The following is a 23,633-nucleotide window of genomic DNA, read 5'->3' as shown; positions in this document are numbered from 1 at the left end:
GATCGGTCCTACGATTTCTACAACGTTGCATAGAGCATTCCACAGCGCTCCGGGAGGCGTCAATGGCGTGATGCGCCCTTCGTGCCGACCCCAGACCCCCCGGGCGTGGTGCGAGAATCCGACCATGCCCTCCTCCGCCTCGCCCACCCCTCGCCGACCACCGACCCTGCGCGATGTCGCGGAGCTGGCCGGGGTGTCGATCAAGACGGTCTCCAACGTCGTCAACGACTACCCCCACGTGCGCGACTCGACCCGCGCCTCGGTGAAGGACGCGATCCGGCAGGTCGGCTACCGGCCGCAGGCCGCCGCCCAGCAGCTGCGCACCGGCGCCAGCCGCCTGCTCACCCTGGCCGTGCCGAGCCTCGCCTTCAGCTACTTCTCCGACCTCGCCCAGACCTTCATCGACGAGGCCCAGAGCCGGCGCCTGACGATCCTGCTACACAGCACCTCCGCCGGGAAGGAGGCCGAGCGGGCCGTACTCGAGGGTTTCGACCGGCTCCTGGGCGACGGCGTGATCTTCAACCCCCTACACCTGGACGAGCAGGCCCTCGCCTCGATGGACCGGCTCTCCCAGCCCACGGTCTTCATCGGGGAGCACATGCCCGACGATCTCCCCGCCGGCTCCGACTACGTGCGCATCGACAACGTGCAGGCCACGGCCGACGCGACGACTCACCTGCTGGAGCACGGCCGCCGACGGATCGCCTTCCTCGGCGCGCTCCCCGAGGACGGCGGCGCGCGCCCCCACGGCTCCGCCACGCTGCGCCTGCAGGGGTTCCGCGAGGCGCTCGCCCGCTTCGACCTCGACCCCGACGCCGCCCCCGTGGAGCAGGTGACCCATTGGCACCGCCGGGACGGCGCCGACGCGGTCCGCGCCCTCCTGGCGCGCGAGCCCGAGGTCGACGGGATCGTCTGCGCGAACGACGACCTCGCCATCGGCGTGCTGGCCGCGCTGCGGGATCTGCACCGGTCCGTGCCGGAGGAGATCGCCGTGATCGGCTACGACGACACCCCTGACGCCCCCTTCGCCGGTCCGCCGCTGAGCTCCGTCTCCCCGGACACCTCGGTGCTCACGCGCACCGCCCTCGACTTCCTCACCGAGCGCATCCAGGGCTACGACGGGCCGCCCCGCACGGCGACGGTCCCTCACCGGGTGGTGGCACGGGAGAGCACCGGTGGGCCCCTGCAGGAGGGGTCGCAGAAGGACTAGGATCAGGCACCGACGATCGCCCGTCCCCGAGCTCCAGGAGCACCCCCGGTGAGCATCCCCACCCCGTACGAGGACCTCCTGCGCGAGGTCCTGGAGACCGGCAATCCCAAGGGGGATCGCACGGGCACGGGAACCCGCAGCCTGTTCGGCAAGCAGATCCGCTACGACCTCTCCCAGGGCTTCCCGCTGATCACCACCAAGCGCGTCCACACCCGCTCGATCATCCTCGAGCTGCTGTGGTTCCTGCGCGGGGAGACGAACGCGCGCTGGCTGCAGGAGCAGGGAGTGAGCATCTGGGACGAGTGGGCCGACGAGAACGGCGACCTCGGCCCGATCTACGGGGCGCAGTGGCGCTCCTGGCCCACGGCCGACGGCGGCGTGATCGACCAGATCAGCGACGTGGTCGAGCAGATCCGCACCAACCCCGACTCGCGCCGGCTGATCGTCTCCGCCTGGAACCCGGCGGACATCCCGCAGATGGCGCTCGCCCCCTGCCACGCGCTGTTCCAGTTCGAGGTGCACGACGGCACGCTGTCCTGCCAGCTCTACCAGCGCAGCGCCGACCTCTTCCTCGGGGTGCCGTTCAACATCGCCAGCTACGCGCTGCTCACCCACATGATCGCCCAGCAGACCGATCTCGAGGTGGGCGACTTCGTGTGGACCGGCGGCGACTGCCACATCTACGACAACCACATCGAGCAGGTCGAGCGTCAGCTGTCCCGGGAGCCGTTCCCGTACCCGACGCTGCACCTGCGGCGTCGGCCGGAGACGATCCTGGACTACGCGCTCGAGGACGTCGAGATCCGCGACTACCAGCACCACAAGGGCATCAAGGCGCCGGTGGCGGTATGAGCACCCCGGCCATCGGGATGATCTGGGCGCAGGCCCGCGGCGGGGTCATCGGCGCCGATGGCAGCATGCCCTGGCACCTGCCGGAGGATCTGAAGCACTTCCGCCGCACCACCTCCGGGTCCCCGGTCGTGATGGGCCGGCGCACCTGGGACTCGTTCCCCGCGCGCTTCCGCCCGCTGCCCGGGCGCACCAACATCGTCATCACCCGCGACGACGCGCTGGAGCTGCCCGGCGCGGTGCGGGCCCGCTCCCTGCCCGAGGCGCTCGAGCTCGCGGCCACCGAGGCGGGCCCCGAGGGGACCACCTGGGTGATCGGCGGCGGGTCGATCTACGCCGACGCGATCGAGGTCGCGGAGCTCCTGGTCGTCACCGAGATCGACCTCGAGGTCGACGGTGACACCCGCGCGCCGGCGATCCCGGAGGACTTCACCCTCACCTCCGCCGACCCCGCCGCGGGATGGCACGAGGCCGCCGGTGGCACCCGCTACCGGATGCTCACCTACACCCGCTGAGCGGACCGGGGCCCCGGCGACGGGTGGCGGCGTCGGCCATCGCCCACGTATCTGGCCCGTGCCGCCCTCTCGTCCTGGCCGTTGCCCCACGTTTTGCAACGTTGTAACGTCAAGGGTGGAGCGACGGTCGACGAGCGACCGCCGCCCTCCCCCCGGCGCTCGACCACCGGGCGTCTCCGGGGACTCGACGAAGGAGTTGAGCATGGCGACCATCTCTCGACGCGGCCTGTTCGCAGCCACCGCGACCCTGTCCACTGCAGCAGGAGGCACCCTGCTCGGCGCCTCCCGCGCCGAGGCCGGGCCACCGCGATCCACGGTGCCGCCCGATCCGGACTTCACGGAGGTCTCGGTCCACGATCCCTCCGTGATCGTCACGAGGAGCGGCTTCCACGTGTTCGGCTCGCACCTGGCCGCGGCGCGCAGCGATGACCTGATGCATTGGGAGGGCGTCGCCGATCTCGTCACCCCGCAGAACCCTCTGTTCGATGACGTCACGGCGGAGCTGGCCGAGGCGTTCGAGTGGGCGAACACGGACACGCTGTGGGCGGCGGACGTCAGCGAGACCCCGGACGGCCGGTTCCGCATGTACTACTGCGCCTGCGAGGGCTCGTCACCGCGCTCCGCGATGGGCACGGCGATCGCCGACCAGGTCGAGGGCCCGTACCGCGACGAGGGGATCTTCCTCCGCTCGGGCATGTGGGACCAGCCGAGCGAGGACGGCACGATCTACGACGCGCGGATCCACCCCAACGCCATCGACCCGCATGCCTTCGTGGACGCCGACGGCCTCCACCGCCTGGTCTACGGCTCGTACTCGGGCGGGATCTTCCTGCTCGACCTCGACCCCGCCACCGGGCACCCGTTCCCGGGCCAGGGGTACGGGATCCACCTCATCGGCGGCAACCATGCCCGCATCGAGGCCCCCTACATCCTGCACTCACGGGCGGCCGGCTACTACTACCTGCTGCTCACCTTCGGCGGCCTGGACGCGAACGGCGGGCACAACGTGCGGGTGGGGCGCTCCCGCGATGTCGAGGGCCCGTATCTCGACCCCATGGGCCAGGACCTGCGCGAAGCGAAGGCGGATCCCGAGCTGCCGCTGTTCGACGACGCCTCCATCGAGCCGTACGGGGCGAAGCTGCTGGGCAACCACCGCTACGCGGATGTCGCAGAGGACGGACCAGGAGCCGGCTACGTCTCCCCCGGTCACGTCTCCGCCTGGAGCAGCCCGGATGAGGAGGACACCTTCCTCTTCCTCCACAGCAGGTTCCCCGGCACCGGCGAGCTCCACCAGGTCCGCGTGCATCGGATGCACATCAGCCGCGACGGCTGGCCGGTGGTCTCACCCCACCGCTACGCCGGGGAGCCCCCTGCCGACGAGCGCGGCGCCCTGCCGCACCGCTCCGAGCTCGAGGGCGCCTGGCAGCTCGTGGACCACGGGCGGGCGATCAGCCCGGAGGTGATCCCCTCCCGCCGCATCGTCCTCCAGGGCGACGGGAGGATCACCGGAGCCGTCACCGGTCGCTGGCGCCTCGAGGGCGGGCATCGGGCCGCCGTGGTCCTCGACGGCGAGACCTTCGAGGGCGTCTTCACCCGGGGGTGGAGGGAGAGCGCCGGAGCGTGGACTCTCACGTTCAGCGTGCTGGGCGCCGACGGCCGCAGCCTCTGGGGCACGAAGGAGGTCTGAGGCCGCTCCCGTGCAGCGGACAGCGCCCGCCGGTCCCGCAGCTCTCGCTGCAGGATCCGCGGGCGCTGCCGCGCGGGCCTCAGGTGCCGGCGATGCCGGTGGTGGCGATGCCCTTGATGATCTGGCGCTGGAAGAACATGAACACGACGATCAGCGGGAGCGCGGCCAGGACGGCCTGGGCCATGTTCTGCGCGTACTGGATGCCGTAGGCGCTGATCACGGTCTGCAGGCCCGTCGGCAGCGTCATCAGGGTGGAATCGTTGACGACGATGAAGGGCCACAGGAAGTTGTTCCAGGCGCCGATGAACACGAAGATCGCGACGGCCCCGAGGATCGGCCGCGACAGCGGCAGCACGATCGACCAGAAGATCCGCAGGCGGCTCGCGCCGTCCATGAGTGCGGCCTCCTCGAGCTCGAAGGGGATCTGGTCGAAGAACTTCTTGAGGATGAACACCATCGGCGCCGCGACCACCTGCGGCAGGATGATCCCCCAGTAGGTGTCCACGAGGTTCAGCGAGAGCATCAGGTGGAACAGCGGCACGATGAGGATCTGACCGGGGATCATGATCGAGGCGACGATCAGGGTGATCAGCATCTGCCGCCCCGCGAACCGCAGCCGCGAGAGCGCATAGCCGGCGAGCGCCGAGATCGTCACCGTGATCAGCGTGACCGCCGCGGAGGTGAGCAGGCTGTTCCACGCCCACCGGGGCACCAGACCCTCGGTGAGCACGTTGAGGTAGGCCCGCAGCGTGAAGCCGTCCTCGGGAACGATCGTCACCGGCATCGCCGCGGCCTCGGCCTCGGACTTGAACGAGGTGAGCGCCGCCCACGCCACCGGCGTGAGCCAGGCCAGCGCCAGGACCGCGAGGATCACGAAGGCCAGGATGCGCGCCGGAGCGGGGCCACGTCGGGACGTCCGCACCGCGCCCAGCGCCGGCGCCTCCACCCCGGGGACGGGCCGGTTCAGGGTCGGGCTGGTGGGGTTCGCGGCGCTCATGCCTTCACGCTCCGTCGGGACGAGATCACCATGTAGGCGACCGAGACGATGATGATGAGGAAGAAGAAGATGTACGAGATCGCCGAGGCGTAGCCCAGGCGGTAGCCGGTGAAGCCGACCTCGTAGATGTACAGCAGCACCGGCCTCGTGCTGCCGCCGGGGCCGCCTCCGGTCATCTGATAGATCTGATCGAAGACCTTGAGGGAGGCGAGCAGCTGGAGCACGAGCACCAGCACCGTGGTGGGCATCAGCTGCGGCAGCGTGATCGAGAGGAACTTCCTCCAGGAGCCCGCGCCGTCGAGCGATGCGGCCTCGTAGAGCTGGTCGGGGATGTTCTGCAGGGCGGCCAGGTAGAGCAGGAAGTTGAACCCGATGGTCCACCACACGGTGGTGATGACCACGGAGATCATCGCGGTGTTCGGGTCCTGCAGCCACGCGGGACCGGTGACCCCGAACCACCCCAGGAAGGTGTTGATCAGCCCCAGCTGCGGGTTGTACATCCAGTTCCAGAACTGGGAGACCACGGTGGAGGCCAGCAGGAACGGCATGAAGAAGGCGAGCCGCCAGAACCACTGCCCGGGAAGGCCGATGTTCACCAGGACCGCGAGCACCATCGCGACCAGGACGAGCGGGATCGTCGAGAGCAGGGTGAACCAGGCGGTGTTGCCCAGGGAGGTCCACACCTGGGGGTCCCCCAGGGCCTCCTTCCAGTTCGCCAGGCCGACGAACTGGGTGTTGGTCCCGGCGAGGCTGGTGCCGGTGAAGCTCATCCAGAGCCCGTAGACCGTGGGCCAGATCAGGAACAGGCCGAAGGCGATGAGGAACGGCGCGCAGTAGATCCAGCCGCGGAGGTTCTCGGAACGACGCCGTCGGGCGCGCCCGATCGAGCGGGAGTCGGGATCGACGGCCGCCGTGGGCGGCACGTCGAGGGCTTCGGCGGTGGTCATCGGGCGTTTCCTTCGACGATCGTCAGGACGGGCATGCGGCACGGGGCCGGGAGCGCCGGGGCGTCATCGCCCGGGCGGTCGAGGGCTCTTCTCTGTCGCATCGAGATCACATCGGGGTGGGCTTGAGGAGCAGGGCGTCGATCCGCGCCACGAAGGCGTTCCACCCCTCGAGAGGATCCGCGCGCCGCGCCCAGACGTTCTGCATGTCATTGCCGAAGTACGTGTGGAAGTCGCTGCCGGAGCCGGTGAACCAGGCCGGCGGATCGTAGACGAGGTGGTCGACGGCGTCGGCGTAGTGCGACTGTGGGACCAGATCGTCGTACGCCGGATCCTCGATCACCGGCGAGTACGCCGGGATGTGGCCTGCCGCCGCCCACTCGATCGAGTTCTTCAGCAGATGCGCGACGATGCTGTGCACGGCGCGTCGGCGCTCCGGGTCCGGGCTCATCTGATGGGGCAGGACGAAGGAGTGGGAGTCGGCATAGGCGACCGGGTCGCCGAAGACGCCCGGGATCATCGTCATGTCGAAGGGGACGCCCTGATTCCGGTAGTTCCCCGATTCCCAGACCCCGCCGTAGAAGGCTCCGGAACCGCCCGTGGCGAACTCGGAGATCGCGGTGCCGCCGTCGTGACCCGGATTCCCCACCTCTCCGTCGATGAGCGACAGGATCCATTCGGCCGTCTCGACGACGAGCTCCTCCTGGTACTCCATCTTCCCGCCGACGGGCAGTTCGATCGTGCCGCCGAGCTGGGAGTAATAGGTGGAGAACATGCGCCATTGGTTCGAGCCGTCCCCGAGATACCCGAAGGAGAGTCCGTAGCCGCTGGGCGCCTTGGCCCCGAGCTCGAGGGCCAGGGCGCGGAAGTCCTCGGGATTCTCCGTCGGCAGGAGCAGGCCGTCGCTGCCCAGCACGCCCGCCGCCTCGGCAATATCGGTGTTGTAGTAGAGGACGAACGGGTGGGAGTCGAGGGCGATCGCGGTGAGCTTGTCGTCGACCACCATCTTCTGCCAGATCAGCTCCGGGAAGTCCTCCTGACGGACGCCGAACTCGCCGAGCAGGTCGAGATCCCATTCGTCGAGCAGCCCGCCCGGCGCGTAGCCGGGCACCCGCGCGGCATGCATCACGGCGAGGTCCGGGGCCCGACCACCGGCGGAGGCCATGGCGAGCTTGGTGTAGTAGGGAGCACCCCAGGCGAGCACGGTCTGCTCGACCGTCGCGGCCCCCTCGGTGGCCATGTAGCCGTCGAGCAACTCTCCCATCGTCACGCCGTCCGGGCCGGAGAGCAGGTGCCAGAAGGCGATGTCGTCGGCGCCCCGGGCGGCGGCTCCGGCACAGCCGGACAGCGCGGCGGCGGCGCCGACCGCGCCCACCGCTCCGGCGCCCTGCAGGAGGGTGCGACGGCTGATGGGGGGCCGGACGCGGGGTGGTTCGGCCCGCGGGCCGTGCGAGTCGGGACGTGCGGGATCAAGCTGCATGCAATCCACCTCTTCGTGGTGGGGCGGAACGTCGCACCTTCTGCATGCAACGGTCGGCCCGGGCTCTCAGTGATCGTTGATCGGAATTTACATCGTTGGAAACTAGCCGTCAACACCGTCGCCCGAGACAGCTCCCCAGAGGCGTCCCCTGCCGGGACGCTCAGGCATCCGGGCCGCCCGCGACACCAGTCGCCGGATGCTCATCTGCTCCCGCCGAGCACCTCCAGCGACGGCGCGACGGCGTCCACCGCGAGCTCCCGCAGGTGCATGTACCGGCCGGTGCCCTCCTCGTCCCAGGCGTGGAAGGCGATGACGTCGCGACCCTCGGCGTCGACCGTGCAGGAGTTGTGGCCGGGGCCGATGAACTCCTCGTCGCTGCGCAGCAGCACGTCGGCCCCCTCCTCCGGCACGGTCCACGGACCGGCGGGATGCCCGGCCCAGGCCCAGGCGGTGCGATACCCGGGGCCCTGCCAGGACCCGCCGGACCAGGTCATCAGCAGGCGGCCATCGCGCACCACCACATGCGGCCCCTCGAGCGTGTGCCAGTCGAAGCGCCGCCCGTACATCTCGCGATCCCGCGCGAACAGCTGCCAGTCGGCGTAGGGGGCGAGCACGGGCACGGTCTCCCCCAGCTGCGTCGGGGTGAGCAGCGGAGCGGCGGCCAGATGCGTGCCGGGCCGCTCGTGCTCGAGCACGTCGCGGGCGAAGAACAGCCACCAGCTGCCGTCCTCGAGCCGGCACGGGGAGGCGTCGATCGCGAACAGCTCGTCGGGAGTGAGGATCTCGCCCTGGTCGACGAACGGCCCCTCGGGCCGCTCGGCCCGCGCGACCCGGACCAGGTGCCCCCGGTCCCCGTGGCCCACGGAGTAGTACATCCACCAGGCGCCGTCGCGCTCGCACACCTCGGGCGCCCAGTAGGAGTCGCCCGCCGAGGGGTCGAGGGCCACGAGCACGTTCCCGATCGCCTGCCACTGCCGCAGGTCCGGCGAGAGCGCCGCGGGGACGGCGCGGCCGCCCTCGACGGGCCCCGTGCCGTAGGCGATCCAGCCGCCGGGCACGCGCACCACCGCCGGATCCGCGAGCGGTGTCGACCAGGCGGGCTCCGCGCGCCCGCTCACCCCTTCAGGCCCGTCGCGGCGATGCCGGCCACCAGGTAGCGCTGGAGCACGAAGAACACCAGCAGCACCGGGATCAGGCTGACCGTCGCGGCCATGAACAGCCCGCCGTAGTCGAAGGTCTGCGCCGTGAGGAAGGAGGAGAGGTAGATCTGCACCGTCATCGCGTTCTGCCCGTCGCCCGCGACCACCAGCGGCCACAGGAAGGCATTCCACGAACCGATCAGACCCAGCACCGTGAGCGCCGAGGCGAAGGGCAGCGTGTTGGGGAAGACGATCCGGAAGAAGGTGCGGAAGAACCCGGCGCCGTCGATGTAGGCGGCCTCCTCGATCTCCCGCGGGAAGTTCACGTAGAACTGCCGGAACAGGAACACGTTGAAGGCGCTGAACAGGCCCGGGACGATCAGACCCTGCAGGGTGCCGATCCAGCCCAGCGACGCGACGATGATGAAGTTCGGCACGAACGCGGTGGTCGCCGGCACCAGCAGCACCACGATCACCAGCACGAACATCGGCTTCGCGGCGCGGTGCGGGATGCGCACCAGGGCGTAGCCGGCCAGCGCCGCGATGAGGATCGACAGCGAGGTCGAGACGATCGCCATGATCGCCGAGTTCATCAGGGCGTCGAGATAGCGCGGGTCCGCGAAGAGCTCGGGAATGCGCCCCCACTGGGGATCGCTCGGCCAGAACACGAAGTCCTGCGAATAGATCTCCTCGTTCGTGGACAGCGCCGTCTTGATCATCGCGTAGAACGGCACCAGGAACACCAGGGCGAGGACCGAGGCCAGCACGTAGCGCAGCACCAGGCCGGCGCTGCTGCGGTTCTGGCCGACGATGTTGAGCTGGGCGGTCATCGCGTCCCTCCCTCGGTGGTCGCGGAACCGGCGGCTGCGGCGGGCCGGCGGCGCAGGCGGCGCAGGATGCCGAAGCGCCCGCCGCGGGTGTCGTCGTCGGAGCCGAAGCCCACCAGCCAGGTCTGCAGCAGACCGGCGACGACCATGATCGCGGTGAGCACCAGGGCGCCCGCCGATCCGCGGCCGAAGTCCTGCTGCGGCCCGAGCGCGATGTTGTACAGGTACACCAGCGGCGGGCGGGTCTCGGGGTTGTTGCCGGTGAGGTTGTAGAACTCGTCGAACGCCTGGAAGGACGCGATGAGCAGGAGCAGCAGCACCGCCGCGGAGGTGGTGCGCAGCTGCGGGAGGGTGATGAGGCGGAACATCCGGAGACCGCCGGGGTTCAGGCCGTCCACCGAGGCCGCCTCGTAGAGCTGGGTGGGGATCGCCTGCAGGCCCGCGAGGAACAGCAGCATGTAGAAGCCGACCTGGAGCCACAGCCGCACCGTGACCAGCACGATCCACCAGTACGGCGAGGCGGAGAGCCATGCCGAGATGGAGTCGAGCCCGACCACGCCCAGCAGCTGGTTGACCACGCCGGATTCGAGCCCGTTGAACAGCGAGAGACGCCAGACGACGCAGGCGACCACGTAGCTGCAGGCCGTGGGCAGGAAGAACACCGAACGGAAGAAGGTCTGGAACCGCGGCAGGCCGTTGACCAGCACGGCGAGGCCGAGCGAGACCGCCATCGTCACCGGCACGATGAACAGCGCGAAGACGATGAACGTGCGCAGCGACTGCAGGAACGCGGTGTCGACGAGGAAGCCCCGGAAGTTGTCGAGCCCGATGAACTTCGTGGGCAGCACCGTTCCTCGCGCCTCGAAGAGGCTCAGGGTGCCGCCCCAGATCAGGGGCAGGATCGTGAAGACGAGCAGGCCGACGAGGAAGGGCGTGAAGAACAGCCAGAAGGCCAGTCCGGTGCCCTTGATCCGCGTCGGCCCCGTGCGGGCCGCCCGCCCTTCGGCGGAGGCGGCCCGCACCGGGGTCGCGGCGCTCACGACCCGATCGCCCGGTTGCTGGCCTCCTCGGCCTTGGCGAGCTCCTCGGCGGGATCGGCGCCGTTCTTGAGGATGTTGCTCACCGCGTCGTCGCGCGGGGTGCCGACGTCACCGGTGTACTCCGGCGGGCCGGTCACGCCCATCTCCTTGGCCATGGTCGCGATCTCGAGGCCGTTGCCCTCCTTGAGCGCCTCCGCCTGGTCGGCCACGGCGGTGATCGGCGGGATGTGGAAGCCGTAGCTGAGCGCCCAGTCGGTCTGGTGCTCGGTCTGGTCCACCCACAGCCACTTGGCGAAGGCCTTGGCCGCGTCGATCTTCTCGCTGTTGCCGGCGACCTGCTCGTTCCAGGAGCCCATGAAGGCGACCTGGCGGCCGTCGGACCCGACGGCAGGATGCGGGAACACCCCGATGTCGTCGAGCGCGCCCTCGAGGGCGGGCAGCGCCCAGCAGCCGCCCCAGGTGATCGCGGCGAGCCCGGCGGCGAAGGCGGCGGGATCCGCCCAGTCCGACGGGGCGCCGGTGAGCAGGACGTCGTCCTTGATCATCTGCTGGATCGCGCCGAGACCCTCCGCGTAGCCAGGAGTGTTGTAGCCGACGGCATCCTTCGCCTCGTTCAGCGGGGAGCCGCCCGCGGCCCAGATCATCGCCCAGGCGCTGGCGTCGTAGTTGTTGCCCAGGAACAGGCCCTTCTGATCCGGGGTGGTGAGCTCGGTCGCCGCGGCGACGAGGTCCTCCCAGGTCTCCGGCGGCTGGATGCCGGCCTTCTCGAACAGGCTCTTGCGATAGTAGAAGTGCTGGGGGTCCAGGATCATGGGGATGCCCCAGATCTTGCCGTCGATCGTCACCGGCCCCAGCGATGCCTCGTTGAACTGGTCCTTGACCGGCTCCATGATGTCGGTGAGGTCCACGTAGCGGCCCTGCTGGGCCTGGTCGACCGCGATGCCGTTGTTCTCGAAGACGTCGACCCCGCCGCCGGAGAGCAGCGCGGTGGAGAGCCGGGCCGCGTAGTCGCCGGTCACCCAGTTGACGTTCACGGTGGCGTCCTCGTAGGTCGAGGCATACTTCTTCGCCGCCTCCTGCGTGCCCTCCTCGCCGTACTGGTGGTACCACTGGGAGAGCGATTCCCCTCCCCCGCCGCCGGTGAGGCCGCCGGTGTTGCCGCCGCAGGCCGCCAGGCCGCCGCCCGCCAGAGCCAGGCCGCCGAGGCCGAGCGCGCCACGGCGCGAGATCAGATTCCGAGTTCCTGCAGACATCGCCATCTCCCTTGATGAGCCACCACGGAGCACCTCGTCCGTGGGGTGCCCGACGAAAGTCTAACGTGAGAATCGGTGATCGAGGTCACCATCGGGACACGACTCGGGAGCGATCTGGCGTCAGCCCTTCAGCCCGGATCCGGTGACGCCCTCGACGATCTGGCGCTGGAAGAACATGTACAGCACCACCAGCGGTAGGGCGGCGAGGATCGCGCCGGCCTGGATGTCCGCGTAGCGGAGGCCGAAGCTGCCCTGCACCGTGGCCAGACCCACCGGGATGGTCATCAGGCTCGGGTTCGACATGACGAACAGCGGCAGCAGGAGGTTGTTCCAGGTCCACACGAAGGTGAGGATCGCGACCGCGGCGGTCACGGGCCGGGACAGCGGCATCACCACCGACCAGTAGATCCGCCACGAGCCGGCGCCGTCCACGCGGGCCGCCTCCTCCAGCTCCCGGGGGATCCCGTCGAAGAACTGCTTGAAGATGAAGACCGCGATCACCGACGGCACCTGCGGGAGGATCACCGCCCAGTAGGTGTTCAGCAGCTGCACGACCCGCAGCTGCTCGAAGATCGGCACGATCAGCACCTGGCTCGGGATCATGAGGCCGACGATGATGGCCAGGTACACCGCCGCCCGGCCGCGGAACTGCAGCCGCGACAGCGCGAAGGCCGCCATCGAGGCGAACAGCAGGGTGAGCACCGCGGTCAGCACCGAGGTCACGGCGCTGGAGAGGTACCAGTTCCAGATGTCGCCCTGGCTCATCAGGCGCAGATAGGAGTCCAGCGTCGGACTCCATGAGCCGAGGATCTCCTGCGCGCCGAGGGCGGCGACGCCGTTGTCGGTCAGCGAGGTCTTGAGCGCGAACAGGCTCGGCACCAGCCAGATGATCGCGAAGACCACCAGGACGACGGTCGAGACCACCGTGAAGGTGCGGCTGCTGTCGCCGGCGTGCCGGGAGCGGCGGGCCGGCGCCGCCGCGGAGAGTCCGGAGCGTCGCGCACGACGGGGACGGGATGCGGTGAGCGTCATGTCAGGAGGCCTCCTCGCGCTTCGCCCCGGCCCGGCTGACGAGCTGCTGGACGATGGCGATCAGGATGATGATGAGGAACAGCAGGACCGATGCGGCGGACGCCGCCCCGATCCGGTTGTCGGTGAACGCCGTCTCGGTGATGAGCCCCAGGGTGACCTGGGTGGAGATCCCCGGCCCGCCCTCGGTCATCAGATAGACCTGGTCGAAGATCTTCAGGCTGGCGATGATCTGCAGCAGGATGACCAGCGCCGTCGTCCGCGCGAGCAGCGGGATCGTCACGGAGCGGATCTGCTGCCAGGCGGTCGCGCCGTCGACCGCAGCAGCCTCGTACAGCTCGCGCGGGATCTCCTGCAGCCCGGCCAGGTACAGCACGAAGTTGAAGCCGATCGTCCACCAGATGGTGGCGATCGCGATGCCCACCATCGCCGTGGCCGGATCCGAGAGGATGCCGTCCCCCGGCGTCAGACCGAGCAGGTTCGCCGGCAGCGACCACAGGCCGGTCGACGGGGTGAACACGAAGACCCAGATGAGCGAGATCGTGGCCGAGGGCAGGATGAACGGCAGGAAGAACGCCAAGCGGAAGAACCACTGCCCGCGGGCGACGCGGTTGGTGAGGACCGCGAAGACGAAGGAGAGCACCACGAGCGGCGGCACCGTGTAGAGGGTGAACTGGAGGGTGTGCCAGAGGGAGGACCAGAAGTCGTGCCTCGAGAACATCTCGAGGTAGTTGTCCAGACCGGCGAAGGAGCCGAGGCCCGAGCGGACCGTGGAGGTGTTGAAGAAGCTCGCGATCATCATCCAGATCGTCGGCCCGATCATGAAGGCCGCGTAGAAGAGGACGAAAGGGGCGAGGAAGAGCCAGGCCTGCGGAGTGCGTCGGCGCACCGCGGACCGGCCGGCGGTCGGGGACGAGGTCGTCATGTCGGTGCCTTCCGGTCAGAGGGGGCTGGGCGTGGAGGTGTAGATCTCGAGCTGGTCGCGGATCGCGGAGAGCGCGCGCTCCGGGGTCAGCACTCCCTGCTGCATCAGCCCGAGCTGAGCCCCGACCGTCGCCTCGAAGGTGGAGCCGGAGCCGCCGTACCAGGCCGGGTCGTCGTACACCGCGTGGTCGGCCGCCCCGGCGTAGTACCGCTGCGGCTCCAGCTCCTGGAACTCGGAGCTCTCGAAGGTCGGCAGGTAGGAGGGGACATGCCCTCCCTCGGCCCAGATCAGGCTCTGGTCCAGCATCGACCTGATGAACTCCATCGCCAGCCCACGCTGCTCGGGCGAGCGGTCCTTGCGCGGCAGGACGAAGGTGTGGGAGTCGGCCTGCACCGCCGGCCGGTCGAAGATCTGAGGGATCTGCGCCATCCCGAAGTCGAGCCCCTCGACCGACTGGGCGGTGGAGATCTCCCACTCCCCCTGCAGGTAGAAGCCGGCCTTGCCGGTGAACATCTCCGTCTGCGAGGTGGCGTAGTCGAGATTGGAGTTCAGCCAGCCCTTCTCGACCCAGCTGGTGATCAGCTCCGCGGCCTCGAGGAAGCTCGCGTCGTCCACGCTGAGGGTGGCGCCATCGTCGGAGAGGAAGGGGGTGGCGCCCTCGAGCTGGTTGTAGAGGGTCCAGAAGAAGCGCCACGGGGTGGCGGTCTCGGCGACGTTCGCGACCGTGATGGCGTTGCCTCCGGTCACCGCGCTGACCTCTGCCAGCGCCGCCTCGAAGGCCTCCCGGCCCTGGAGGTCCACGAGGATCCCGTCGCCGTCGAGGAGGCCCGCCTTCTCGCAGACCTCCTTGTTGTAGAAGAGGGTGAACGGGTGGGTGTCGATCGGGATCGCGATGTTCTGGCCGTCGGTGACCTGCGTGGTCCAGGCCTGCTGGGCGAAGTCCGCGCTCGAGAGTCCCACCCCGGCGAGGTCCTCCTCGGTGATCGGGTCGAGGATCCCTCCGGCCCACAGGGGCTTGGCCCGGGTGAGGTGGGAGACGGCGACATCCGGCGGCTGGTTCCCGACCGTCGCGAGGGTCAGCTTGGAGTAGTAGGGGTTGCCCCAGGCGAGAGTGGTCGCCTGGAGCGATCCGGGACCGTTCTTCTCGCGATAGGCGGACTGCATGTCCTGCATGCGTACGCCGTCGCCGCCGCCGAAGAGGTTCCAGTAGACGACGGTGCCGGGGTCGAGCTCGGACCCGAGCAGACCGGCGCCCAGCGGGGTCGAGCAGCCGGAGAGCATCGCCCCGGAGGCGGCGAGCGCCCCGGCGCCGAGGAGGCGGCGGCGGGAGAGGCCCGCTCCGCCTGGTCTCCGCCCGGCGGCAGGCGGGGGTGGACTGATCCTCATCTCAACTCTCCATCGGGTCGGATGGTCGCCGGGCCGGGCGGCACGGCGGCGTGCGTCGGTGCGTCGGGCAGGTGCGGGCGGGTCGGGGGTCGGGTCCGGGGTTCCGGATCTGTCGTTCCGGGTCCATCGCTCCAGGTCCGGGCGAGTTCGCCGCTCCTCGAGGTCCGTCGGCGCACCTCCCTTGAAATTACATCGTTGCAATGTGACCGTCAACACCGCGGCGGTCCCAGATCCCACGGGGGGCATCCTCGGCGGCCGCGGCCGCCGGAGCGCGACGGTGCCGGAGCACGACGTCACCGGAGCGCCGCATCACCGGGACGCAAAGATGTCGACGCTGGCGTGGGCTCACCCCTGGATGAAAGGTGATCCCACGTCAGCGTCGACATTCCTGTCCGGCTGGCGAGCCGGAAGAGGCGGGGCGACGGATCCGCCGCCCCGCCTCCGCCGATCACGCGCCGGACTGCGAGCGCTTCTTGTTCCAGACGTCGAAGGCGACGGCGATCAGCAGCACCACGCCGCGGACCACGGACTGGGTGGACTGGTCGATGCCCATGATGGACATGCCGTTGGACATGACCGCCATGATCAGACCGCCGATGATCGCGCCGTGGACCTTGCCCACGCCGCCGGTCACCGCCGCGCCGCCGATGAAGGCGGCCGCGATCGCGTCGAGCTCGAACATGTTGCCGGCGCCCGGCTGGGCGCTGTTGGAGCGTGCCGAGTAGACGATGCCGGCGACCGCGGCGAGCAGGCCCATGTTGACGAACAGCCACATGTTGACCCGCCGGGTCTTCACACCCGAGAGCTGGGCCGCCTGGAGGTTGCCGCCCATGGCGTAGATGTGCCGGCCGAAGATCGTGCTCTGGCTGATGAAGCCGTAGATGAGCACGAGCGCCGCCAGCAGGATCAGCACCACCGGCAGGCCGCGCGAATGCGCCAGCTGCCAGGCGAAGGCCATGATGACCAGGCCCACGACGGCGATCTTCAGCCAGAACAGCGGGTAGGCCTCGACGGGCTGCTTGTACTTCAGCTTCGCCATGCGCACCCGGTACTGCTGGATCGCGAAGACGACCACCAGCGCGGCGGCGAGGAACAGCGTGAAGGCGTCGAAGCCGTTGCCGCCCAGCAGCCCGTTGAGGAAGCCGCCGGAGATGTACTGGTACTGCTTCGGGAACGGCGACAGGGACACGTTGCCGAGCACCTGCATGGTGACGCCGCGGAAGATGAGCATGCCCGCCAGGGTCACGATGAAGGCGGGGATGCCCACGTACGCGACCCAGAAGCCCTGCCACAGCCCCACCAGCACGCCGGTGGCGAGCGCCGCGAGGACGCCCACCCACCAGGGCATGCCGCCCCCGATCACCACGACCGCGGCGACGGCGCCGGTCAGCGCCACCACGGAGCCCACCGACAGGTCGATGTGCCCGGCCACGATGATCAGCACCATGCCGATCGCGAGGATCAGGATGTAGGAGTACTGCAGCACCAGGTTGGTGAGGTTGCCGGGGCTGAGCAGCTGGCCCCCGGTGAGGATCGTGAACAGCACGATGATGAACACGAACGCGATGTAGATGCCGCTGGAGCGCATGTTGCGCGTCAGCAGCTCCTTGATGTCAGAAGTTCCGGCCATGAGGCGCGCTCACTCCCTCTCCATGGTCATGAGCTCCATGAGGTGCTCCTGAGTGGCGTCCTGGGCGGCGACCTCACCGGTGATACGGCCCGCGGACAGTGTGTAGATGCGATCGGCCAGCCCCATGACCTCGGGAAGCTCCGAGGAGATGACGATGATGGCCTTGCCCGCCTCGGCGAGCTCGTTGATGATCGTGTAGATCTCGAACTTGGCGCCGACGTCGACGCCTCGGGTGGGCTCGTCCAGGATCAGCAGCTCGGGCTCGGTGTACAGCCACTTGCTGAGCACCACCTTCTGCTGGTTGCCCCCGGAGAGCTTGCCGACGGTCGCCATCACCGTCGGCGTCTTGATGTTCAGCGAGGAGCGGTAGCGCTCGGCGACCGCGATCTCCTCGTTGCCGTTGATCCAGCCGCGCGGGGTGACCTTCTGCAGCGCGGCCGCGGTGACGTTGGTGCGGATGTCCTGGATGAGGTTCAGCCCGTACTGCTTGCGGTCCTCGGAGACGTAGGCGATGCCGGCGTCGATCGCCTCGGCCACGGTGCGCATCTGCACCTCGCGGCCGTGCATGTAGGCGCGGCCGGAGATGTCCCGGCCGTAGGAGCGGCCGAACACGCTCATCGCGAGCTCGGTGCGACCGGCGCCCATGAGCCCGGCGATGCCCACGATCTCGCCCGCGCGGACGGACAGCGAGGCGTCGTCGACCACCACGCGGCCGGGCTGGGTCGGGTGACCCACGTGCCAGTTCTCCAGGCGGAGGATCTCCTCCCCGATCTCGACCTTCCGCTCGGGATAGAGGTTGTCGATGTCCCGACCCACCATCCCCTTGATGATGCGGGGGATCAGCGTGGGGCGCTGCTCCTCGGACACCTTCATGTCGATCGTCTCGATCGTGGAGCCGTCGCGGATGACCGTGGTGGCATCGGCGACGGCGGCGATCTCGCCGAGCTTGTGGGAGATGATGATGCTGGTGACGCCCTCGTCGCGCAGACCGCGGATGAGGCCGAGCAGGTGCTCGGAGTCGTCGTCGTTCAGCGCCGCGGTGGGCTCGTCGAGGATCAGCAGGCTCACGTTCTTCGAGAGCGCCTTGGCGATCTCGACGAGCTGCTGCTTGCCGACGCCGAGCTGGCCGACGGGGGTGACGGGCTTCTCCTTGAGCCCCACGCGCGCCATGAGCTCGGCGGCGCGCGCATTGGTCTCGTGCCAGCTGATCACCTTGCGGGTGGCCTGCTCGTTGCCGAGGAAGATGTTCTCGGCGATCGACAGGTGGGGCACCAGGGCGAGCTCCTGGTGGATGATCACGATGCCCTCGGCCTCGGAGTCGTTGATCGAGGTGAAGCTGACGGGGCGGCCGCGGTAATGGATCTCGCCCTCGTAGGTGCCGGCCGGCTCGACGCCGGAGAGCACCTTCATGAGCGTGGACTTGCCGGCGCCGTTCTCGCCGCAGATGGCGTGGATCTCGTGCTCGTCGACGGTCAGGGACACGTCCTTGAGCGCGACCACGCCGGGGAATCGCTTGGTGATGGACCGCATCTCGAGGATGTGTTCGGCCACGTGGTCCTCCTTCGGGCAGGGGGTCCCGGCGGCGCGAGGGCGCGCCGGGACCCCGTCTGAGCTGTGCAGCGGATGGGTGCTCAGAGCTGGCCGGACTCCACCTGCTCCTCCGTGTAGTAGCCGGAATCGACCATGATCTCCTGGTAGTTGCTCTCCAGGACCATCTGGACCTCGAGCAGGTACGAGGGCACGACCTTCACGCCGTTGTCGTAGGTCTTGGTGTCGTTGGCCTCGGGGTCCTCGCCCTTCAGGATCGACTCCGCGGCGACGATCGCCTGGTCGGCGAGCTTGCGGGTGTCCTTGAAGATGGTCGAGGACTGGACGCCGTCGGCGATCAGCTTGATCGAGGCGATCTCGGCGTCCTGACCGGTGACGACGGGCAGGCCCTCCTTGATCGTCGGCCCCATGCCGGCGTTCTGCAGGGCGTTGATGATGCCGCGGGACAGCGGATCGGCCGGGGCCAGCACCCCGGCCAGCTCCTCGCCGCCGTTGTAGTGCGTGGTCAGCAGCGTCTCCATGCGCTTCTGGGCGGTCTCCTGCTCCCAGCGCTGGGTGGCGGCCTGCTCGATGTCCGTCTGCTTGGAGGGCACCACGAGGGTACCGTCGTCGAAGTACGGCTGCAGGGTGTCGATCGCACCCTTCCAGAACAGGTGCGCGTTGTTGTCGTCCAGCGAACCGGCGAACAGCTCCACGTTCAGCGGACCCTTCGGGGCGTCCGCGGCCTTCTCGAACTTCTCGTCCAGCAGGCCCAGGCCGAACAGCAGGGCGTTGGCCTGGTTCACGCCCACCTTGTAGTTGTCGAAGGTGACGTAGAAGTCGACGTTCTCGCTGTCGGTCAGGAGGCGGTCGTAGGCGATGACCGGGATGCCGGCGGCCGCCGCGGACTCGAGCTGCGACGAGAGGGACGCGCCGTCGATCGAGGCGATCAGCAGCACGCTGACGCCGGAGTTGACCATCTGATCGATCTGCTGCTGCTGGGTGGGGATGTCGTCGTCGGCATACTGCATGTCGACCTTGAAGCCCTTGCCCTCCAGGCCCTTCTTGATGTTGTTGCCGTCGGCGACCCAGCGCTCGTAGGTCTGCGTCGGCATCGCGACGCCGACGGTCTGGTCGCTCGGCGCGGCATCGGTGTCGGGGCCGCCGGATCCGGCGCCCGAGCCGCCGCAGGCGGCCAGTCCCAGCGCGGCCGCTGCGGCCGTCGCTCCCAGCATGAAGGTTCTGCGGTTGTACATGGGCTTCTCCTCGTCGAAAATCGCCATCTGCTGCACGCAGCAGGGTGTCCGGTCGCCGCTCCGCTCGGGGCCGAGCGGGCTCCTGTGCACCGCGCGGCGCCGACGGGACGTCGACTGGGCTGACGGCCCCGGATGGGCCCGTCGTCCGGTCCGCGCGCCGACCGTGGCGCGACGCCGCCGGGAGGCGGGGACCGCTGGAATGGTAACGTTCACATTGACGCAGGTGTCAACTGTCCGCCACCCCGGGCGGGTCACAACTTGGCAACGGGCTGCAATGCCTTGCCCCGAAGGATTCGATCTGCGGGGTTCGCGGCGGAGGGTCCCGGCACCGCCGTCCTGGACAATGTCCCTGCCCAGCACCCTGTCCCCGGCCTCGACCCATCCCCCACGGAGGCGCCACCCATGAGCACAGCACCGCGCCGCCCGTCGATGGGTGATGTCGCCGCCCGCGCCGGCGTCTCGTACCAGACCGTCTCGCGCGTGCTCAACGAGCCCGAGATCGTCCGGCCCGCCACGCGGGAGCGCGTGCTCGCCGCCATCTCCGAGCTCGGGTACGCCCGCAACCGGGCCGCCCGTGCGCTGAAGACCTCCAGGTCATCGCTGATCGGCGTGCTCACGGACAGCCTGTCGCTGTTCGGACCGGCGGAGACCACCACCGCGATCGAGAACGCCGCCCGCGAGGCGGGGTACTCGGTGGTGCTGACCTCGCTGCCGCCCGGCGAGTGCAGCGCCCGCCAGGTGGGGGCGGACCTGCTCGCCTCGGGCGTCGAGGGGATCCTGGTGGTCGCCGCGCACGAGGGCATGACCCCCGCCGTCGCCGCGGTCGCGGGCTCCGCCCCGGTGGTGGCGGTGACCGCCCAGCCGCAGCAGGAGTCCGGGGTCGAGGTGGTCGCCATCGACCAGGCCGAGGGCGCGCGGATCGTGGTCGAGCACCTGGAGCGCACCGGCGCCCGCTCGATCGTCCATCTCGCCGGGCCGACGGACTGGTTCGACGCCAGCGCCCGCCGCAGCGGCTTCACCGCCTCGCTGGAGGAGTTCGGCCTCGACGGCGCCGTGGTGGGTCCGGGCGAGTGGACTCCGCGCGCCGGCTACGAGATGACCAGCGCATTGATCGCCTCAGGTCTGCCGGATGCGCTCTTCGCCGCGAACGACATGATCGCCATCGGCGCCCTGCATGCCCTGCACCAGCACGGGCTGCGGGTCCCCGAGGACGTGGCCGTGGTGGGCTTCGACAACACCATCGGGGCCGAGTTCCTGCTGCCCTCGCTGACCACGGTGGCGCAGCCCTTCGCCGAGGTGGGTCGCGAGGCGCTGCGGCACCTGGTGACCCTCCTGGAGGGGGACGGCTCCTCCGTCGGCTGCCCGAGCACCCTGTCTCCGCGCCTGGTGGTGCGGCGATCCACCCGCCCCGAGCGCACCCACTGAGGCCGCTCGCCCCCGCCTCCGACGACCTCGTCCACCACCGGATGTGAACGTTGACATTCGCGGGTCCCGGATGCTTGAGTTGTCCCATGACCCACGACGACGTGACTTCCGCCGACCGCCCCGAGGCCGCCGCGCTCCTCGCCGAGGGACGCGCCCATCTGGGGCTCGAGCTCGGGTCGACGCGGATCAAGGCCGCGCTCGTGGACGACGCCGGCACGGTGCTCGCCACCGGCGCCCACGCCTGGGAGAACCAGCTGGTCGACGACTCCTGGACCTACTCCCTGGAGGATGTCCGCACCGGCGTGCAGGACTGCATCGCGGACCTCGCGCGCGACGTGCGCGAGCGCCACGACGTGCAGCTCACGCAGCTGGCCAGCCTGGGCATCTCCGCGATGATGCACGGCTACCTCCCGCTCGACGCCGACGGCGCCCCGCTCGCCGCGTTCCGCACCTGGCGCAACACCTTCACCACCGACGCCGCCGCCGAGCTGAGCGAGGCCTTCGGCCTGAACATCCCGCTGCGCTGGAGCATCGCTCACCTGCTGCACGCGATCCGCGGCGGCGAGGAGCACGTGCGGGAGCTGGGACAGCTGACCACCCTGGCCGGCTACGTCCACCGCGAGCTCACCGGTCGCTCCGTGCTCGGCGTGGGCGACGCGAGCGGCATGTTCCCGATCTCCTCCTCCGGCGACGCCTACGACCCCGAGCTGCTGGAGCGCTTCGCCGCGCTCGACGGCGTGGCCGATCTGCCCTGGTCCCTCGCGGACGTGCTGCCCGAGGTGCTGGTCGCCGGGCAGGACGCCGGCGCCCTCACCGCCGAGGGGGCCGCCTACCTCGACCCCACCGGCACGCTGCAGCCGGGCGCGATCACCGCTCCCCCGGAGGGTGACGCGGGCACCGGCATGGTCGCCACCCAGGCGATCTCGCCCCGCACCGGCAACGTCTCCGCCGGCACCAGCGCCTTCGCGATGGTGGTGCTCGAGAAGCCGCTCTCCGGGCCTCGCGAGGAGATCGACATGGTCACCACGCCGGCCGGCGACCCGGTGGCGATGATCCACACGAACAACTGCGCCGGTGACCTCGACGCCTGGCTGGCCCTCTTCGGGCGCTTCGCCGAGCTGCTGGGCCATCACGTCGGCTCCGAGGAGCTCTACGGCCTGCTGCTCGGCGCCGGTGCGGAGGGCGATGCCGACGCCGGCGGGGTGCTGAGCTACAACTACCTCTCCGGCGAGCACCAGACGGGCGTGCCCTCGGGCCGGCCGCTGGTGGTGCGCGAGCAGGGCGCCCGCTTCACGCTCGAGAACTTCCTGCGCTCCCAGCTCTACGGCGCCTTCGGCGCGCTCGCGGTGGGCATGGAGGCGCTGCTGCAGGACGAGGGCGTGGAGCTCGACGTCATGTACGCCCACGGCGGCATCTTCCGCACCGCCGGCGTCGCCCAGCAGGTGCTGGCCGACGCCCTGGCCACCCCGGTGGCCGTCGGCGACTCCGCCGGCGAGGGCGGGGCCTGGGGCATGGCGCTGCTCGCGGCGCACACCGCCCGCACCGCGTCGGCCGACGGCGCCGGCTCGCTCGCCGACTTCCTGGCCGAGCAGATCTTCTCCTCCCACGAGCTCTCCACCCTCGAGCCCGACGAGGCCGGGATGGCCGGGCATGCGCAGTGGCTGGCCGGCTACCGCGAGGCCCTGCCCGTCGAGCGCCTGGCCGGCGAGACGCTCCGCTGAGCCGTCCCGCTCCCCCGTCACCACCCCCTGATCCAGGAGTCCCCATGACCCTCGTCCTCACCGAGCTGCCCGCCGCCGTCCAGGAGGCCGTCGCCGCGACCCGGGAGCGCGTCGCCGCGCTCCACGCCGAGCTGCCCCGCAACGGCCTCGTGGTCTGGACCGCCGGCAACGTCTCCGAGCGCGTCCCCTCCGCGGCGCCCGAGGTTCCCGACCTGCTGGTCATCAAGCCCTCCGGCGTCTCCTACGACGAGCTCTCCGCCGAGAACATGGTGGTCTGCACCCTCGACGGCAGCAAGATCGTCGACGGCACCCCCGATGCGCTGAGCCCGTCCTCGGACACCGCGGCCCACGCCTACGTCTACGCGCACATGCCCGAGGTGGGCGGCGTGGTCCACACCCACTCCACCTACGCCACCGCCTGGGCCGCCCGCGGGGAGGAGATCCCCTGCGTGCTCACGATGATGGGCGACGAGTTCGGCGGGCCGGTGCCCGTCGGCCCCTTCGCGATCATCGGCGACGACTCCATCGGCCGCGGGATCGTGGAGACCCTCACCGGCCACCGCAGCCCCGCCGTGCTGATGCAGAACCACGGGCCCTTCACCATCGGCCGCGATGCGCGCGCCGCCGTGAAGGCCGCGGTGATGGTCGAGGAGGTCGCGCGCACCGTGCACGTCTCCCGGCAGCTCGGCGAGCCGCTGGCGATCGCCTCCGAGCACATCGACTCCCTGTACGACCGCTACCAGAACGTCTACGGCCAGCACTGACGCCGGCCCCGGAAGAACGAGGACACCCC

General features: G+C 69.9%; 20 protein-coding genes. 7 read left to right on the top strand and 13 right to left on the bottom strand.

Going from position 1 to position 23,633, the window contains the following annotated elements:
• Positions 1 to 124: 124 nt before the first annotated feature.
• From CFK41_RS01665 to CFK41_RS01650, 4 genes are all read left to right on the top strand, one after another.
• Positions 125 to 1,210, top strand: coding sequence for a LacI family DNA-binding transcriptional regulator (locus tag CFK41_RS01665; protein ID WP_096798108.1), 1,086 nt, complete (start codon positions 125 to 127; stop codon positions 1,208 to 1,210).
• 48 nt (positions 1,211 to 1,258) lie between these two features.
• Positions 1,259 to 2,062, top strand: coding sequence for a thymidylate synthase (locus CFK41_RS01660; protein ID WP_096798107.1), 804 nt, complete (start codon positions 1,259 to 1,261; stop codon positions 2,060 to 2,062).
• Complete coding sequence (locus tag CFK41_RS01655; protein WP_096798106.1) at positions 2,059 to 2,574, top strand: dihydrofolate reductase; 516 nt, start codon at positions 2,059 to 2,061, stop codon at positions 2,572 to 2,574. The genes CFK41_RS01660 and CFK41_RS01655 overlap by 4 nt, the downstream gene beginning before the upstream one ends.
• 202 nt (positions 2,575 to 2,776) lie before the next feature.
• The gene (locus tag CFK41_RS01650; protein ID WP_096798105.1) at positions 2,777 to 4,261 is read left to right on the top strand and encodes a glycoside hydrolase family 43 protein; all 1,485 of its coding nucleotides are present in this window, start codon (positions 2,777 to 2,779) and stop codon (positions 4,259 to 4,261) included.
• 79 nt (positions 4,262 to 4,340) lie between these two features.
• On the opposite strand, the gene CFK41_RS01645 is transcribed toward CFK41_RS01650, so the two are convergent.
• The 13 genes from CFK41_RS01645 to chvE form a co-directional block, all read right to left on the bottom strand.
• Positions 4,341 to 5,258 (bottom strand): carbohydrate ABC transporter permease, encoded by a 918-nt coding sequence (locus CFK41_RS01645; protein ID WP_096798104.1) that lies wholly within the window; start codon positions 5,256 to 5,258, stop codon positions 4,341 to 4,343.
• Positions 5,255 to 6,205 (bottom strand): carbohydrate ABC transporter permease, encoded by a 951-nt coding sequence (locus tag CFK41_RS01640; protein ID WP_096798103.1) that lies wholly within the window; start codon positions 6,203 to 6,205, stop codon positions 5,255 to 5,257. The genes CFK41_RS01645 and CFK41_RS01640 overlap by 4 nt, the downstream gene beginning before the upstream one ends.
• Before the next feature lie 106 nt (positions 6,206 to 6,311).
• Positions 6,312 to 7,682, bottom strand: a complete 1,371-nt coding sequence (locus tag CFK41_RS01635) for an extracellular solute-binding protein (RefSeq protein WP_096798102.1) — start codon at positions 7,680 to 7,682, stop codon at positions 6,312 to 6,314.
• 200 nt (positions 7,683 to 7,882) lie between these two features.
• Positions 7,883 to 8,800, bottom strand: coding sequence for a glycoside hydrolase family 43 protein (locus CFK41_RS01630; protein ID WP_096798101.1), 918 nt, complete (start codon positions 8,798 to 8,800; stop codon positions 7,883 to 7,885).
• Entirely contained in the window at positions 8,797 to 9,651 is an 855-nt protein-coding gene (locus CFK41_RS01625; protein WP_096798100.1) for a carbohydrate ABC transporter permease, read from the bottom strand. The genes CFK41_RS01630 and CFK41_RS01625 overlap by 4 nt, the downstream gene beginning before the upstream one ends.
• A complete protein-coding gene (locus CFK41_RS01620; RefSeq protein ID WP_227873165.1) occupies positions 9,648 to 10,688 on the bottom strand; it encodes a carbohydrate ABC transporter permease in 1,041 nt (346 codons plus the stop codon). Before CFK41_RS01620 ends, CFK41_RS01625 begins: the two co-directional genes overlap by 4 nt.
• Positions 10,685 to 11,941, bottom strand: coding sequence for an ABC transporter substrate-binding protein (locus CFK41_RS01615; RefSeq protein ID WP_151904631.1), 1,257 nt, complete (start codon positions 11,939 to 11,941; stop codon positions 10,685 to 10,687). The genes CFK41_RS01620 and CFK41_RS01615 overlap by 4 nt, the downstream gene beginning before the upstream one ends.
• Positions 11,942 to 12,061: 120 nt before the next feature.
• Complete coding sequence (locus CFK41_RS01610; protein ID WP_096798098.1) at positions 12,062 to 12,973, bottom strand: carbohydrate ABC transporter permease; 912 nt, start codon at positions 12,971 to 12,973, stop codon at positions 12,062 to 12,064.
• A gap of 1 nt (position 12,974) precedes the next feature.
• Positions 12,975 to 13,895, bottom strand: a complete 921-nt coding sequence (locus CFK41_RS01605) for a carbohydrate ABC transporter permease (protein ID WP_096798097.1) — start codon at positions 13,893 to 13,895, stop codon at positions 12,975 to 12,977.
• Between the two features lie 15 nt (positions 13,896 to 13,910).
• The gene (locus tag CFK41_RS01600) at positions 13,911 to 15,281 is read right to left on the bottom strand and encodes an extracellular solute-binding protein (protein WP_096798096.1); all 1,371 of its coding nucleotides are present in this window, start codon (positions 15,279 to 15,281) and stop codon (positions 13,911 to 13,913) included.
• 448 nt (positions 15,282 to 15,729) lie between these two features.
• Positions 15,730 to 16,911 (bottom strand): multiple monosaccharide ABC transporter permease, encoded by a 1,182-nt coding sequence (gene mmsB, locus CFK41_RS01595; protein ID WP_096798095.1) that lies wholly within the window; start codon positions 16,909 to 16,911, stop codon positions 15,730 to 15,732.
• Positions 16,912 to 16,920: 9 nt separating this feature from the next.
• Positions 16,921 to 18,462, bottom strand: a complete 1,542-nt coding sequence (gene mmsA, locus CFK41_RS01590; protein WP_096798094.1) for a multiple monosaccharide ABC transporter ATP-binding protein — start codon at positions 18,460 to 18,462, stop codon at positions 16,921 to 16,923.
• An 80-nt stretch (positions 18,463 to 18,542) separates the two neighbouring features.
• Positions 18,543 to 19,694 (bottom strand): multiple monosaccharide ABC transporter substrate-binding protein, encoded by a 1,152-nt coding sequence (gene chvE / locus CFK41_RS01585; protein WP_096798093.1) that lies wholly within the window; start codon positions 19,692 to 19,694, stop codon positions 18,543 to 18,545.
• 402 nt (positions 19,695 to 20,096) lie between these two features.
• On the opposite strand from chvE, the gene CFK41_RS01580 reads away from it, so the two are divergent.
• From CFK41_RS01580 to CFK41_RS01570, 3 genes are all read left to right on the top strand, one after another.
• Positions 20,097 to 21,119, top strand: a complete 1,023-nt coding sequence (locus CFK41_RS01580; RefSeq protein ID WP_096798092.1) for a LacI family DNA-binding transcriptional regulator — start codon at positions 20,097 to 20,099, stop codon at positions 21,117 to 21,119.
• Positions 21,120 to 21,205: 86 nt separating this feature from the next.
• The gene (locus tag CFK41_RS01575; RefSeq protein WP_096798091.1) at positions 21,206 to 22,840 is read left to right on the top strand and encodes a xylulokinase; all 1,635 of its coding nucleotides are present in this window, start codon (positions 21,206 to 21,208) and stop codon (positions 22,838 to 22,840) included.
• Positions 22,841 to 22,884: 44 nt separating this feature from the next.
• The gene (locus CFK41_RS01570; protein ID WP_096798090.1) at positions 22,885 to 23,604 is read left to right on the top strand and encodes an L-ribulose-5-phosphate 4-epimerase; all 720 of its coding nucleotides are present in this window, start codon (positions 22,885 to 22,887) and stop codon (positions 23,602 to 23,604) included.
• The last annotated feature ends 29 nt before the right edge of the window (positions 23,605 to 23,633 follow it).

The organism is Brachybacterium ginsengisoli (assembly GCF_002407065.1).
GTDB classification, from domain to species: domain Bacteria; phylum Actinomycetota; class Actinomycetes; order Actinomycetales; family Dermabacteraceae; genus Brachybacterium; species Brachybacterium ginsengisoli.
Note: the sequence above shows the minus strand (reverse complement) of the source record. Positions and strands in the feature narration are given on the sequence as shown.

What these genes read in the sequence shown, in the direction of transcription:
- CFK41_RS01610 (WP_096798098.1), bottom strand. Translation starts at nt 12,973, where the DNA reads ATGACGCTCACCGCATCCCGTCCCCGTCGTGCGCGACGCTCCGGACTC.
- CFK41_RS01650 (WP_096798105.1), top strand. Translation starts at nt 2,777, where the DNA reads ATGGCGACCATCTCTCGACGCGGCCTGTTCGCAGCCACCGCGACCCTG.
- CFK41_RS01580 (WP_096798092.1), top strand. Translation starts at nt 20,097, where the DNA reads ATGAGCACAGCACCGCGCCGCCCGTCGATGGGTGATGTCGCCGCCCGC.
- CFK41_RS01665 (WP_096798108.1), top strand. Translation starts at nt 125, where the DNA reads ATGCCCTCCTCCGCCTCGCCCACCCCTCGCCGACCACCGACCCTGCGC.
- CFK41_RS01645 (WP_096798104.1), bottom strand. Translation starts at nt 5,258, where the DNA reads ATGAGCGCCGCGAACCCCACCAGCCCGACCCTGAACCGGCCCGTCCCC.
- CFK41_RS01605 (WP_096798097.1), bottom strand. Translation starts at nt 13,895, where the DNA reads ATGACGACCTCGTCCCCGACCGCCGGCCGGTCCGCGGTGCGCCGACGC.
- CFK41_RS01570 (WP_096798090.1), top strand. Translation starts at nt 22,885, where the DNA reads ATGACCCTCGTCCTCACCGAGCTGCCCGCCGCCGTCCAGGAGGCCGTC.
- CFK41_RS01640 (WP_096798103.1), bottom strand. Translation starts at nt 6,205, where the DNA reads ATGACCACCGCCGAAGCCCTCGACGTGCCGCCCACGGCGGCCGTCGAT.
- CFK41_RS01575 (WP_096798091.1), top strand. Translation starts at nt 21,206, where the DNA reads ATGACCCACGACGACGTGACTTCCGCCGACCGCCCCGAGGCCGCCGCG.
- chvE (WP_096798093.1), bottom strand. Translation starts at nt 19,694, where the DNA reads ATGTACAACCGCAGAACCTTCATGCTGGGAGCGACGGCCGCAGCGGCC.
- CFK41_RS01615 (WP_151904631.1), bottom strand. Translation starts at nt 11,941, where the DNA reads ATGTCTGCAGGAACTCGGAATCTGATCTCGCGCCGTGGCGCGCTCGGC.
- CFK41_RS01625 (WP_096798100.1), bottom strand. Translation starts at nt 9,651, where the DNA reads ATGACCGCCCAGCTCAACATCGTCGGCCAGAACCGCAGCAGCGCCGGC.
- CFK41_RS01655 (WP_096798106.1), top strand. Translation starts at nt 2,059, where the DNA reads ATGAGCACCCCGGCCATCGGGATGATCTGGGCGCAGGCCCGCGGCGGG.
- mmsB (WP_096798095.1), bottom strand. Translation starts at nt 16,911, where the DNA reads ATGGCCGGAACTTCTGACATCAAGGAGCTGCTGACGCGCAACATGCGC.
- CFK41_RS01635 (WP_096798102.1), bottom strand. Translation starts at nt 7,682, where the DNA reads ATGCAGCTTGATCCCGCACGTCCCGACTCGCACGGCCCGCGGGCCGAA.
- CFK41_RS01600 (WP_096798096.1), bottom strand. Translation starts at nt 15,281, where the DNA reads ATGAGGATCAGTCCACCCCCGCCTGCCGCCGGGCGGAGACCAGGCGGA.